Genomic DNA, 12,358 nt, shown 5'->3' on the forward strand with positions numbered 1-12,358 from the left:
CTGTGCCGGCCTCTTCGCGGGCATGCCCGCTCCCACAGGTATTCCACAATATTCAGCCCTGTGGTGAACCTGTGGGGCGTGCCCGCGAAGAGGCGGGCACAGGCCGCCGGCAAACGGTCAGGCCGAAGCGAACCGCTCATCCAGGTAGGCAATGATCGCCTTGGACTCATACATCCAGGTCACCTTGCCCGCTTCTTCAATACGCAGGCACGGTACTTTCACCCGGCCGCCACCTTCCTGCAAGGCCTGGCGGTGCACCGGGTCGTTCTTGGCATCGCGCAGCGCCACCGGCACGTTCAAACGGTGCAGGGTGCGGCGGGTCTTGACGCAGAACGGGCAGGCGTGGAACTGGTACAGCGCCAGGCCCTGGGCCGCTTGCTCGACGCGGGCCTGGGCGGCGGCGTCGCGCTTGCGCTTGGCCGGGCGGCTGATCCAGTCGCCGAACACGATGAGCTGGCCGAGGCCAACCCGCAGGGCTTTGACGATCATGGGCAACTCCTGAAATGAAAAAGCCGACCCGGCAGGGTCGGCTCGGGGTCAGCAGCCAATCACTTGATCAGGCTGAGGAACTCGCTGCGGGTGGCGGCGTTTTCGCGGAACTCACCCAGCATCACCGAGGTGATCATGGTCGAGTTCTGCTTCTCGACACCGCGCATCATCATGCACATGTGCTTGGCTTCGATGACCACGGCAACGCCGGCGGCACCGGTTACCTGCTGCACGGCCTCGGCAACCTGGCGGCTGAGGTTTTCCTGGATCTGCAGGCGGCGAGCGTACATGTCGACGATGCGCGCCACCTTCGACAGGCCCAGTACCTTGCCCTTGGGCAGGTAGGCCACGTGCGCCTTGCCGATGAACGGCAGCATGTGGTGTTCGCACATCGAATACAGCTCGATGTCCCGGACCAGCACCATTTCGCTGTTGTCAGAGCTGAACAGCGCGTTGTTGGTGACTTCTTCCAGTGTTTGCTCATAACCGCGGCAAAGGTACTTCATCGCCTTTGCAGCCCGCTTGGGCGTGTCGAGCAGGCCCTCACGGGAGACGTCCTCGCCAATCTGGCTGAGGATCTCGGTGTAGTTCTGTTCCAGGGACATGGATCTACCTGTGGGAAAAAATCGCAAAAACGAAGGGTACGGCGGTGAGAGCGGCGCTGCAAGCGCGGCGTTACTCGTCGCGGCCTTCGAGCATGGTTCGCTTAAGCATCACATACACCGCGCCGGTGCCGCCGTGGCGGGCGCTGCACGAGGCAAAACCGAGCACCTGCGGGTGCTGGCGCAGCCAGGTGTTGACGTGGCTCTTGATCATCGGGCGCTTGCCGTCCAGGCGCGCGGCCTTGCCGTGGGTAACTCGCACGCAGCGCACTTCCAGTCTGGTGGCCTCGGCGATGAAGTCCCACAGGGTTTCGCGGGCCTTTTCAACGGTCATGCCATGCAAGTCGAGGCTGCCCTCGAACGGGATCTGCCCCAGCTTCAGCTTGCGCAGCTGGCCTTCCTGCACGCCATCGCGGCGCCACAGCAACTCGTCTTCGGCGCCAACGTCGATGACGAACTGGTCGGACATGCCGTCGATCACCAGCGCCTTGTCACTGCGCACGGTCGCCGCCTGACGCAGGCCGGCCAGCTTCTGGCGGTCGGCCTTGGGCTTGCCGACTTCGGCGCGGTCGTGCCTGATCGGTTTGACACCGCGCACTTCGGCCTTGAACAGGGAAAAATCGTCGTCTTGCATGATGCCTCCACGTGGGCGGCGTAGTTTACGCGACTGTGGGGCCTTGTGCAGCCTGTGTGGGCCCTATCGCCGGCAAGCCGGCTCCCACAGGATTACCAAGGGCCTGAGGACTTGTGGGGTACCTGTGGGAGCTGGCTTGCCGGCGATAGGGCCGGTACAGCTTTCAGTCATGCTTCTTCATCAGGTGCGGCGACAGGTTCAGTTCCCGCCCGCGGCGCAGGCGAATGCGGCTGCGCCGCCAGAAGCGCACGCCCAGCCACAGCAGCAGCAAACCGGCAACGGTGAGGATGCCGGCCAGCGGTTTGTTGGCGTTGAGCTCCGCCAGGGCAGGGTAGTTGCCCAGCAGGCCGGCAACGCCGGCCATCGCCAGCAGCACGCCAAGGGTCGCCAGCATGGCCGAAAGGCCTGCCGCCAGGCGGGCACCCCAGTTACGCGGTTCGCGCGGGCGCAGGCGCTTGGCGTCGAAACTGCCTTTGAGCTTCATTCCGCTCTCCTCTGTGGATATCCGGAATTCGACCTGGGGCCGCCCATCGGGTTCCGCCCGGCTGCCGGGCGGTTGTGCTCAGCCGCTCAGATCAGGCTGGCGGTGGGGGCCACGCAAGCGAAGTTGTCGGCCATCACGGCCATTTCGCACTGGTGGATCTGCGCGGCCGGGATCACCCTATCCTTGAATGCCAGGTCGCGGGTCGCCGAAGCGTCTTCCACCAGGGTGCAGCGGTAACCATAGTCCTTGGCGCGGCGTACCGTGGTGCTGACGCTGGAGTGGCTCATGAAACCGCAGACGATCAGGTCCAGGTGGCCCAGCGCCTGCAGGGTCTCATGCAGCTGGGTGTTCTTGAATGCATTGGGCATGCGTTTTTCGATGACGATTTCGCCTTCCAGCGGCTCCAGCCCCGGAATGAACTGGCCGGCCGGCCCTTGTGGGTCGAAGCGGCCACCGACAGTGCCCAGGTGGCGAACGTGGATGATCGGACGGCCGCTCTTGCGCGCGGCGTCGAGCAACCTGGCGATGTTGGCCACGGCCTCGTCCATGCCCGACAGCGCCAGGGGCCCGCTGAGGTACTCCTTTTGCGCATCGATGATGATCAGGCTGGCGTGGCTCAGCTTGGCCGGCGGGTAGTCGCGGCCAGTGAGGCGAAACATCGTGGTTGGAACGGACATCAAGGGCTCCTTGGATAGGGCTTTTGTATACCTATTCTCCCCTGCCTTGGCGCCAATGGGAATGGTTGACAACGCAAGCGGCATGGTTACTGGCTTGTGGCTAGCCATTGGGTAAGGCAAAGGAACAAATGTGCGGGTGGGGCTGTTAGACTTTTGTCCGGTCTGAATTAGGAGTACCCCGTGATCACATCCCGCCTGCGCACGCTGCGCGACTACATCCGCTGGGCGGTCAGCCGCTTCCACGAGCACGACCTGTTCTTCGGCCACGGTGCCGACAACGCCTGGGACGAGGCCCGCCTGCTGGTACTGGGGGCGGTGCACCTGCCGTGGGAGGTGGCCGACAGCTATCTGGACTGCATGCTCGAGGACGACGAGCGGGTACGCCTGCAGCACCTGCTCAAGCGCCGTATCGAAGAACGCGTGCCGGCCGCCTACCTGTTGGGCGAAGCCTGGTTCTGCGGCATGTCGTTCATCGTCGACGAGCGCGTGCTGGTGCCGCGTTCGCCGATTGGCGAGCTGATCGAGAAACGCTTCGAGCCGTGGCTGGCGAGCGAGCCGGCGCGCATTCTTGACCTGTGCACCGGTTCTGGCTGCATCGGCATCGTTGCCGCCGACGTGTTCCCCGAGGCCGAGGTAGTGCTGGCCGACCTGTCGTTCGAAGCGCTCGAAGTGGCCAACCAGAACATCGAACGCCACGGCCTGGACGGGCGCGTGTACACCGTGCAGGGCGACGGTTTTGGCGGTTTGCCGGGGCAGCGTTTCGACCTGATCCTGTCCAACCCGCCGTATGTCGATGCCGAAGACTTCGACGACATGCCGGCCGAGTACCACCACGAGCCCGAGTTGGGCCTGGCCTGCGGCAACGATGGCCTGGACCTGGTGCGGCGCATGCTGGCCGAGGCGGCGGACCACCTGACCGACAAGGGCTTGCTGATTGTCGAGGTGGGCAACAGCCAGGTGCATGTCGAGGCGCTGTACCCCGAGGTGGACTTTGCCTGGCTGGAGTTCGAGCGCGGTGGGCACGGGGTGTTCATGCTGACTGCCGAGCAGTGCCGCCAGCATCAGGAACTGTTCAAGGCCCGGGTCTGATTCCAGGGCCTCTTCGCGGGTAAACCCGCTCCCACAGGTATAGCGTTGCCCTCAGGTGCGACGCGGACCCTGTGGGAGCGGGTTTACCCGCGAATTAGGCGACGCGGTCTCAGCGCGTGGCAATCCAGATCAGCAACCCCGCCTGGAACACCGCAAACGCCACCAGGCAGGTAATGGTAAAGCGCAACCCGCTGTCTTCACGCTGGTACTTGGCAACCCGTTCATCCCGCTCACGCAGTTGCCCTTCCTTCTCCTGCAACTGCTGGTCAGCCTGCTGCAGCAGGCCGGCAGCATCCAGTATCCCCACTCGCTGCAAGCGCTCGCTGTTCCACGCCCCCTTGAGCTCGCCCACCGTCATTTCCACGGTACGACCCTTCAGATGCTGGCTGTCCTCGTACTCCACCCCGATACCCATCGCGCGCAGGCAGTGGTCACGACGCAGGCGTGAGTCTTCGTTCAGCGCATCCTTGCTCGGCAGCGCCATGCCCTCGATCCGGTAGTGCGACCACTTGCGCTGCAGCCACTGCGCGGCCTGGGCCAGCAGGAAGCGGCCGATGCCACGGTTCAGCGGCTCCAGTTGCAGGCCGTGTTCATTGCCAATGCGCACCAGGCGCGCGGAGTGGTCGACGCGAATGTCCAGGCGGTTCTGTTCCTTGTGCACCTTCTGCCCGGGCAGCTGGATTTCCATGCGCAGCAGGCTGTGGGCCTTGTCGTGGCGCTCGGCATAGCCGAACTGCACGAAGCGCAGGGGCCGCGCGCCGGTGTTGCGGTCGGTGGGCAGGGCGGCCAGGCGCAACAGCTGGAAATGTTCGGCGGCCAGATCGGCCCAGGGCAGGGCAGGGCTTTCCTCGGGCTCTTCGGCTGGCTCTACGGCGGCGGGGGCGGTTGTCATCAGGGCTTGTCCTTGGGTACGGGCATGCGGCAGGGGCTGCTGCGCAGCCCATCGCCGGCAAGCCAGCTCCCACAGGGACCGCAGGGCATTCAGGCCTATCGTGTTCCTGTGGGAGCTGGCTTGCCTGCGATGGGGCGCGCCAGCGGCCCCAAAGTTCCGCTAATACTGAAATATCGGCCGTACCGGCCAAGACCTGAGGGTCAGGCAGAAGGCAAATGCTGGATAAACGTCACAATCTGCTCGCCAAGCTCCCTTGCCAGCGGCAGTTCAGGGTTGAGGTAGCTGTCGCGCTGTTGGCTCATTGCCTTGGGGCTGATGCGCAGCATGTGGTTCATGCCATCGATCAGCACCAGTTGTGCATCCGGCTTGGCCGCCTTCAGTCGTTCGGCGTCGATCACGCCCACCTGCACGTCGTTGCGCCCCTGCACGATCAGCGCGGGCATGGGCAGGCGGGCGAAGGCCGCCGCCGGGTTTTGCTGGAACAGCGAAATCAGGTAGGGCTGCACGCTTGGGCGGAACACCTGACGCAGCGGCGCCGGTACCTCCAGGCTGGTCTGCCCGGCCTGCAGGCGGTCGAGCAGGGCGCTGCCGCCGGCCAGTTGTGCCGGTGGCAGGCGCTGTGCCAGCTGTTCGCGCAGCACGTCGGCCAGCGGTCGGCCGCTGCCAGCCAGTGTAATCACCGCGCTGGCGCCGGCCTGCTCGGCGGCCAGGCTGGCGATCAGCGCGCCTTCGCTGTGGCCGATCAGGATCAACGGGCCGAAGCGCGGGTCGGCCTTGAGCTTGCGGCTCCAGGCGACCACGTCGGCTACATAGCGCTCCACGCTCAGGTCACGCTCGTCGGGCGTGGCCGGCTGGCTGGCGGCCACCCCGCGTTTGTCGTAGCGCACGCTGGCGATGTGTTCGTTGGCCAGCAGCAGAGCCAGGCGCTTGAGGTTGTCGACCCGGCCTGACGCCGGGTTGTTGCCGTCACGGTCGGTGGGGCCGGAGCCGGCGATGATCAGCACCACCGGTGGCGGGGTTGGCTGTTGCGGCAGCAGCAGGCTGCCGTGCAGCACGCCCTGGCCGGTATCGAGGTCGATCGGGCGTTGCAGCACGGTGGGGGCGGCGGCCTGGGCCAGGCCGGTGCACAGCAGGAAGAAGAGGGCGACGAGGCGCGACATCATGCGGTACTACATGGGGAGATGAGGGTTTGACCCAGTGTTTGCGGGAAGGTTCGAAGAGGCCAGCACAGGCGATCAATCCATCTGTATACTGCCGCTTTCGTTCACTTCAGGCAGATCTCGCGGAGCGTCCATGTCCGGCAATACCTACGGCAAGCTGTTCACTGTCACCACCGCTGGCGAGAGCCATGGCCCGGCGTTGGTCGCCATTGTCGATGGATGCCCACCGGGCCTGGAGATTTCTCTCGACGACCTGCAGCACGACCTTGACCGGCGCAAGCCCGGCACCAGCCGGCACACCACCCAGCGCCAGGAAGCCGACGAGGTGGAAATCCTCTCCGGCGTGTTCGAAGGCCGCACCACCGGTTGCTCGATCGGCCTGCTGATCCGCAACACCGACCAGAAGTCCAAGGACTACTCGGCGATCAAGGACCTGTTCCGCCCGGCCCACGCCGACTACACCTACCACCACAAGTACGGCGTTCGCGACTACCGCGGCGGTGGCCGCAGCTCGGCGCGCGAAACCGCCATGCGCGTGGCCGCCGGTGCCATCGCCAAGAAATACCTGGCCACCCAAGGCATCACCGTGCGCGGCTACATGAGCCAGCTGGGCCCGATCGAAATCCCGTTCAAGACCTGGGAGTCGGTGGAGCAGAACGCTTTCTTCAGCCCTGACCCGAGCAAAGTGCCGGAGCTGGAGGCCTACATGGACCAGCTGCGCCGTGACCAGGACTCGGTGGGTGCCAAGATTACCGTGGTCGCCGAAGGCGTGATGCCGGGCCTGGGCGAGCCTATCTTCGACCGCCTCGACGCCGAACTGGCCCACGCGCTGATGAGCATCAACGCGGTCAAGGGCGTGGAAATCGGCGCCGGCTTCGCCAGCGTGGCCCAGCGCGGCACCGAGCACCGTGACGAACTGACCCCGCAAGGCTTCCTCAGCAACAACGCTGGCGGCATCCTCGGCGGTATTTCCTCGGGCCAGCCGATCGTTGCCCACCTGGCGCTGAAGCCGACCTCCAGCATCACCACCCCGGGCCGCTCCATCGACATCGACGGCAACCCGGTGGACGTCATCACCAAAGGCCGCCACGACCCGTGCGTGGGCATCCGCGCCACGCCGATCGCCGAGGCGATGATGGCCATCGTGCTGATGGACCACCTGCTGCGCCACCGCGCGCAGAATGCCGATGTGAAGGTGAATACCCCGGTGCTGGGCCAGCTCTGATTCGCTTGCACTGGCCCTATCGCCGGCAAGCCAGCTCCCACAGGATTACCACAAGCCTGAACATTGTGGGGTACCTGTGGGAGCTGGCTTGCCGGCGATAGGGCCAGTACCGGCAACCCCATAGGCCACCCCATGCAACCGATCCCCTACTGGCGCCTGTCCAGCTTCTACCTGTTCTACTTCGCCCTGCTCGGTTCCACCGCCCCGTTCCTGGCGCTGTACTTCGACCACCTGGGCTTCTCTCCGGCACGCATCGGCGAGCTGGTGGCCATCCCCATGCTCATGCGCTGCATCGCCCCCAACCTGTGGGGCTGGCTGGGTGACCGCACTGGCCAGCGCTTGCTGATCGTGCGCCTGGGCGCGCTATCTACCCTGGCCACCTTCGCCCTGATCTTCCTTGGCAAAAGCTACGCCTGGCTGGCGCTGGTCATGGCCCTGCACGCATTCTTCTGGCATGCGGTGCTGCCGCAGTTCGAGGTCATCACCCTGGCCCACCTGCACGGGCAAACCGCGCGCTACAGCCAGGTGCGCCTGTGGGGCTCGATCGGCTTCATCCTCACCGTGGTCGGCCTGGGCCGGCTGTTCGAGTGGCTGAGCCTGGACATCTATCCGGTGGCGCTGGTCACGATCATGGCCGGCATCGTCGCCGCCAGCCTGTGGGTGCCCAATGCCCAGCCGGTGGAGCAGGGCGAGCGCAGCGGCGCGGGCGGTTTCCTGCAGCAGCTGCGGGCGCCCGGGGTGGTCGCGTTCTACGCCTGCGTGGCACTGATGCAACTCAGCCACGGGCCGTACTACACCTTCCTCACCCTGCACCTGGAGCATCTGGGTTATGCCAGGGGGGCCATCGGTTTGCTGTGGGCACTGGGGGTTGTGGCTGAAGTACTGGTGTTCATGGCCATGAGCCGTATCTTCGCGCGGTTTTCGGTGCAGCGGGTGCTGCTGGCCAGCTTCGTGCTGGCGGCGCTGCGCTGGCTGTTGCTGGGCAACCTGGCCGGCGAGCCGGCGGTGCTGGTGTTTGCCCAGGTGTTGCACGCGGCCACCTTCGGCTGCTTCCATGCCGCCAGCATCGCTTTCGTCCAGGCGAGTTTCGGCGCCCGCCAGCAGGGCCAGGGCCAGGCGCTGTATGCGGCGCTGTCGGGCACTGGCGGTGCGCTGGGGGCGTTGTATTCGGGTTACAGCTGGAAACTGCTGGGGCCCACCTTCACCTTTGGTATGGCCAGTGCCGCAGCCTTGGCTGCAGCCGTTATCATTGCCCTTTGTTCGCAACCGACCAGGACCCGCCCCTGATGAGCATTCTCAGCGTTTTCCACCCCTCCAGCCCGGAACTGCCGAACAAGGTGTTGACCCACCACGACGATATCGTTGCCACCCTGGCCGAGCAGGGCGTGCGCTTTGCCCATGCCGAGCATGGCCTGCGTGTGCGCCCTGGCACTGCCCAGGAGGAGGTACTGGAGGCCTGTCGCGAGCACCTTGACCAGTTGATGACGGCGCATGGCAGCAAGGCTTTCGTAGTACTCAACCGTGAAGGTGCGGCCCCTGCGCAGGTGGACGTTCGCGATGAGCATGTGCATGACGCCGACGAGGTGTTCGCCGTGGTCAGCGGGCGGGCTCAGGTTGGCCTGCGTTTGGGGGATTGGGTGTATTCGGTGCTGTGCGAGAAGGGTGACCAGCTGGTGGTGCCGGCGGGGACTCGGCGCTGGGTCGAGCTGGGCGATGCGCCGTTTTGCCTGGCGTTGCGGTTGTACGGCAGCGAGGAAGGGATGCAGCCGAGGTTTACCGGCGATGTGACTGCGCGGGCGTTTCTGGGCATTGATGAGTTGTGATGGCTTTGCCGGCCTCTTCGCAGCACAAGGCTGCTCCTACAAGTAAAACGCGAAGCTTGAGGCCAGCGCGGGCCCTGTAGGAGCAGCCTCGTGCTGCGAAGAGGCCAGATCAACCAACAAAAAACTCAGCGATAAGTCGGCAGGGCAAACCGCTGCTGGCTCTGCAGCATCGAAATCACCGGCAATTCACTGGCCTGCTCGGCCAAATCGCGGCGAATCGCACTGATTGCCCAGGACAGCTGCTCGGCACTGTGCAATTGCGCGTAGGTCAGCACGCGGCGGGTGACCTTGCCATCAGCTGCGCGAAGGGTCAGCAGCACACCGCCGTCTGGGCGGGCCTGGGTATTCACCTGGTAGGCAGAAAATACCGAAACGAACTTTTCCTGGATGAGGTCCATATCAACTCCTGGCTGTTGCGTGGCAGACGTGAGTTGATGGTTGCAGTGACCGTGCCAGGAAGCTTTTTCTGAAAAAATCCTTAAATTTCAGTCAGTTATTTGTTTTTTGCCGAAGCGCTATCGTGCAGCCTGCATGGTCGTGCATTTTGCACAGTGCATATTGCACGACCCATGGCCAGCTATCGCCCCGATAGAATCTGAACCTTTGACCCGGCAGCCTTGCCTGACAAAGACTTGGGCAACGATTTCTGCCAGGAGGTTCCAAATGTCCAGCCAACCCACGCCCACCACCATGACCGACGACGAGACCGCCGCCTTTGCCGAGCAGGTGTTCGAACGTGCCCGCCAGGGCGATGCCGAGATGCTCGGGCGCCTGCTGGCCAGCGGCCTGCCGGCCAACCTTCGCAACCACAAGGGCGACACCCTGCTGATGCTGGCCAGCTACCACGGCCACCACGACGCAGTGCGTGTGCTGCTGGCGCATGGCGCCGACCCGCTGATTGCCAACGATAACGGCCAACTGCCCATCGCCGGCGCTGCGTTCAAGGGGGACCTGGCCATGATTCGCCTGTTGCTGGAGCACGGAGTACCGGTGGACGCCGCCGCGCAGGATGGCCGCACCGCACTGATGTTGGCGGCCATGTTCAACCGTAGCGAAATCCTCGACTACCTGCTGGCCCAGGGCGCCGACCCGGCGCGCCAGGATGCCCGCGGTGCCACCGCGCTGATGGCGGCGCAAACCATGGGGGCCGTGGACGCCGCAGCGCGCCTGCAAGTGCTGGCCGGCTAACCGCAAGGGGGCATTTGCGGCTATCCTTGGCGACTTTTCACCCGTCGCAGGCCCCCTTTCATGAAAACTCAGTTGCTCGAATTCATCAGCCTCATTGGCGCTGGCTGCATGCGCGAGGAAGACATCGAGCGCATCGCCGACGAGGCCGCCCAGGCCTACGCCGACCCCGCCGCCTTCCTGGCCGCCAACCCCGACATCAACTACGACGACAGCTTCCCCATTCCGCTGGGCGAATGGGTGGTGCTGGGCAGCCTGCCGGACACCGTGGTGTTCCAGGCCGACAGCTACCAGGACCTGTTCCAGCAGATCAGCGATTCGTTCGACCAGAGCGTGCCGTTCACCCTCAAGCCCAAACAACTGGCCCGCACCGAGCCGCTGACCGCGCTCAATCGCATTCAGGTGCAGATGGGGGCGCTGAACAAGGAGGCGGGCGGGTATGTGCTGCTCAACTTCAGCCAGTTGCTGGATGACGAGCTGCAGATGGTGATGGTAGGGCAGAACGACCTGGCGCGGGTGCTGGAGCTGGGGGCTGAGGTGGGGATCAAGGTCGAGCCGGCACTGGAGGCATTGAAAGTGGCTGTACACATCTAAAGGCTGATGGCCCTATCGCCGGCAAGCCTGCTCTCACAGGATCACCACAGAGTTCGAAACCTGTGCTGTACCTGTGGGAGCTGGCTTGCCGGCGATAGGGCCGGTACAGTCAGCCCAGAACTTCAGCCCAGTGCGGTATCCAGGAACATCATCACCGCAAACCCACCCATCAACCCCAGGGTCGCCGCCGTCTGGTGCCCATTGCGGTGGGTTTCGGGAATCACCTCGTGGCTCACCACAAAAATCATCGCCCCCGCCGCCAGCCCCATGCTGACCGGGTAGGCCAAGGCAAAGCCGGTCGAAATCCCCAGGCCGATCACCGCACCCAGCGGCTCCATCAGCCCCGACCCGATCGCCACCAGCGCAGCTTTCAGGTTCGACAACCCGGTAGCGCGCAAGGCCAGCGCCACGGCCAGCCCCTCGGGGATGTCCTGAATGGCGATGGCGCTGGTCAGCGGCAGGCCGATGTTCATGTCGCCATTGGCAAAGCTCACGCCAATGGCCATGCCTTCAGGCAGGTTGTGCAGGGTAATCGCCAGCACGAACAACCACACCCGGCTGATGCGCTCGGCCTCCGGGCCGCAAGGGCCGGTGCTTTCGTGTTCATGCGGGGTGAAGCGGTCCAGGCCCAGCATCAGCAGCACGCCCAGGCCCATGCCCAGCACCACGGTAAAGGCCGCGGCCGGGCCGTTGCCGGTAATTTCGCGGGCGGCATCCAGGCCCGGCAGAATCAGCGAAAACGAACTGGCCGCCAGCATCATGCCGGCGGCAAAACCAAGCATCACATCCTGGGTGCGGGCCCTGACATCGCGCAGCACCACTGCCAGCACTGCGCCCAGCGCCGTGGCGCCAAAGCCGGACAACCCGCCCAGCATGGCCAGGTGCAGGTTGTCGGCATGGTCGCCGTTCACTGCGTTCCATAGGCTGGCGGCCAGTAGTAGCAACACCGCCAGCAGGCTCAACCCCAGGCCGGCGCTGAGCCACGGGGTGTTCACGGCCTGCTGGCGCCAGGCGTTCAGCAGCGAGGTCGGGGCGGCGCTTTGAGTGTGGGCGGGGGGCATGTGAACCTCGAATCAGTAAATAACGGCAGTCTACTCAGGGACCTGCGCCAATCGCCAAGGATTCCCTTCTATCGCCTTGATAGCTGACTATGCTGTGCAGCAAAGCCTTTGACAGGAGTTTTGGCATGGGGTCGACGTTCAACAGCCTGGTCGGGCTGATCATCCTGGCGCTGGATATCTGGGCCATCCTGAATGTGATCAAAAGTGGCAGTGAAGTGGGCATCAAGGTGTTGTGGATCCTGCTGATCGCCTTGCTGCCGGTGGTGGGCCTGGTGATCTGGGCGATCGCCGGGCCGCGGGGGAATGTGCGGATCTGAATGCCTGTACTGGCCCTATCGCCGGCAAGCCAGCTCCCACAGGTACTCCACAATGCCAGGGGCTTGTGGTGATCCTGTGGGAGCTGGCTTGCCGGCGATAGGGCCGGAACAGACAAAACCCGCAAC

The 12,358-nt window shown here is 64.7% G+C and carries 16 protein-coding genes; 7 read left to right on the forward strand and 9 right to left on the reverse strand.

Translation table 11 applies throughout. The annotated features are described in order from the left end of the window. Nucleotides 1–117: 117 nt before the first annotated feature. The 5 genes from CAG18_RS24580 to CAG18_RS24600 form a co-directional block, all read right to left on the reverse strand. On the reverse strand, nt 118–489 hold the full coding sequence (locus CAG18_RS24580; RefSeq protein ID WP_003260822.1) for a glutaredoxin: 372 nt from the start codon (nt 487–489) through the stop codon (nt 118–120). Nucleotides 490–548: 59 nt separating this feature from the next. Continuing rightward, nucleotides 549–1,094 (reverse strand): GTP cyclohydrolase I FolE, encoded by a 546-nt coding sequence (gene folE / locus CAG18_RS24585; RefSeq protein ID WP_013971502.1) that lies wholly within the window; start codon nt 1,092–1,094, stop codon nt 549–551. A 70-nt stretch (nt 1,095–1,164) separates the two neighbouring features. Further along, on the reverse strand, nt 1,165–1,725 hold the full coding sequence (locus CAG18_RS24590; RefSeq protein ID WP_013971503.1) for a Smr/MutS family protein: 561 nt from the start codon (nt 1,723–1,725) through the stop codon (nt 1,165–1,167). 163 nt (nt 1,726–1,888) lie between these two features. After that, entirely contained in the window at nt 1,889–2,209 is a 321-nt protein-coding gene (locus CAG18_RS24595) for a hypothetical protein (RefSeq protein WP_024086500.1), read from the reverse strand. A gap of 86 nt (nt 2,210–2,295) precedes the next feature. Then, nucleotides 2,296–2,886 (reverse strand): cysteine hydrolase family protein, encoded by a 591-nt coding sequence (locus tag CAG18_RS24600; RefSeq protein ID WP_015269349.1) that lies wholly within the window; start codon nt 2,884–2,886, stop codon nt 2,296–2,298. A 180-nt stretch (nt 2,887–3,066) separates the two neighbouring features. On the opposite strand from CAG18_RS24600, the gene prmB reads away from it, so the two are divergent. Next, entirely contained in the window at nt 3,067–3,975 is a 909-nt protein-coding gene (prmB, locus tag CAG18_RS24605; protein WP_015269350.1) for a 50S ribosomal protein L3 N(5)-glutamine methyltransferase, read from the forward strand. A gap of 109 nt (nt 3,976–4,084) precedes the next feature. Here the strand turns inward: prmB and CAG18_RS24610 are convergent, their stop codons facing one another. Together CAG18_RS24610 and CAG18_RS24615 are read right to left on the reverse strand one after the other, a co-directional pair. After that, on the reverse strand, nt 4,085–4,867 hold the full coding sequence (locus CAG18_RS24610) for a hypothetical protein (RefSeq protein WP_015269351.1): 783 nt from the start codon (nt 4,865–4,867) through the stop codon (nt 4,085–4,087). Between the two features lie 200 nt (nt 4,868–5,067). After that, a complete protein-coding gene (locus tag CAG18_RS24615) occupies nt 5,068–6,030 on the reverse strand; it encodes an alpha/beta hydrolase (protein WP_038409098.1) in 963 nt (320 codons plus the stop codon). A gap of 130 nt (nt 6,031–6,160) precedes the next feature. Between CAG18_RS24615 and aroC the strand changes: the two genes are divergently transcribed. From aroC to CAG18_RS24630, 3 genes are all read left to right on the forward strand, one after another. Next, the gene (aroC, locus tag CAG18_RS24620) at nt 6,161–7,252 is read left to right on the forward strand and encodes a chorismate synthase (protein ID WP_054572725.1); all 1,092 of its coding nucleotides are present in this window, start codon (nt 6,161–6,163) and stop codon (nt 7,250–7,252) included. Nucleotides 7,253–7,384: 132 nt separating this feature from the next. Further along, on the forward strand, nt 7,385–8,539 hold the full coding sequence (locus CAG18_RS24625; protein ID WP_015269353.1) for an MFS transporter: 1,155 nt from the start codon (nt 7,385–7,387) through the stop codon (nt 8,537–8,539). Beyond that, nucleotides 8,539–9,075, forward strand: a complete 537-nt coding sequence (locus tag CAG18_RS24630; RefSeq protein WP_085721743.1) for an oxidase — start codon at nt 8,539–8,541, stop codon at nt 9,073–9,075. Before CAG18_RS24625 ends, CAG18_RS24630 begins: the two co-directional genes overlap by 1 nt. Nucleotides 9,076–9,200: 125 nt before the next feature. On the opposite strand, the gene CAG18_RS24635 is transcribed toward CAG18_RS24630, so the two are convergent. Continuing rightward, a complete protein-coding gene (locus tag CAG18_RS24635; protein WP_013971511.1) occupies nt 9,201–9,473 on the reverse strand; it encodes a DUF3509 domain-containing protein in 273 nt (90 codons plus the stop codon). A 265-nt stretch (nt 9,474–9,738) separates the two neighbouring features. Here CAG18_RS24635 and CAG18_RS24640 point away from each other — a divergent pair, with 265 nt between their 5' ends. Continuing rightward, the gene (locus tag CAG18_RS24640; protein ID WP_015269355.1) at nt 9,739–10,263 is read left to right on the forward strand and encodes an ankyrin repeat domain-containing protein; all 525 of its coding nucleotides are present in this window, start codon (nt 9,739–9,741) and stop codon (nt 10,261–10,263) included. Between the two features lie 60 nt (nt 10,264–10,323). Next, entirely contained in the window at nt 10,324–10,854 is a 531-nt protein-coding gene (locus CAG18_RS24645) for a hypothetical protein (protein ID WP_015269356.1), read from the forward strand. Between the two features lie 122 nt (nt 10,855–10,976). Here CAG18_RS24645 and CAG18_RS24650 read toward each other — a convergent pair whose 3' ends face one another. Then, on the reverse strand, nt 10,977–11,915 hold the full coding sequence (locus CAG18_RS24650) for a ZIP family metal transporter (protein WP_039614928.1): 939 nt from the start codon (nt 11,913–11,915) through the stop codon (nt 10,977–10,979). Nucleotides 11,916–12,040: 125 nt separating this feature from the next. Here CAG18_RS24650 and CAG18_RS24655 point away from each other — a divergent pair, with 125 nt between their 5' ends. Beyond that, nucleotides 12,041–12,232 (forward strand): PLDc N-terminal domain-containing protein, encoded by a 192-nt coding sequence (locus CAG18_RS24655; protein WP_012271091.1) that lies wholly within the window; start codon nt 12,041–12,043, stop codon nt 12,230–12,232. Nucleotides 12,233–12,358: the final 126 nt, after the last annotated feature.

It is taken from the genome of Pseudomonas sp. B22(2017), assembly GCF_002113105.1.
GTDB classification, from domain to species: Bacteria; Pseudomonadota; Gammaproteobacteria; order Pseudomonadales; family Pseudomonadaceae; genus Aquipseudomonas; species Aquipseudomonas asiatica.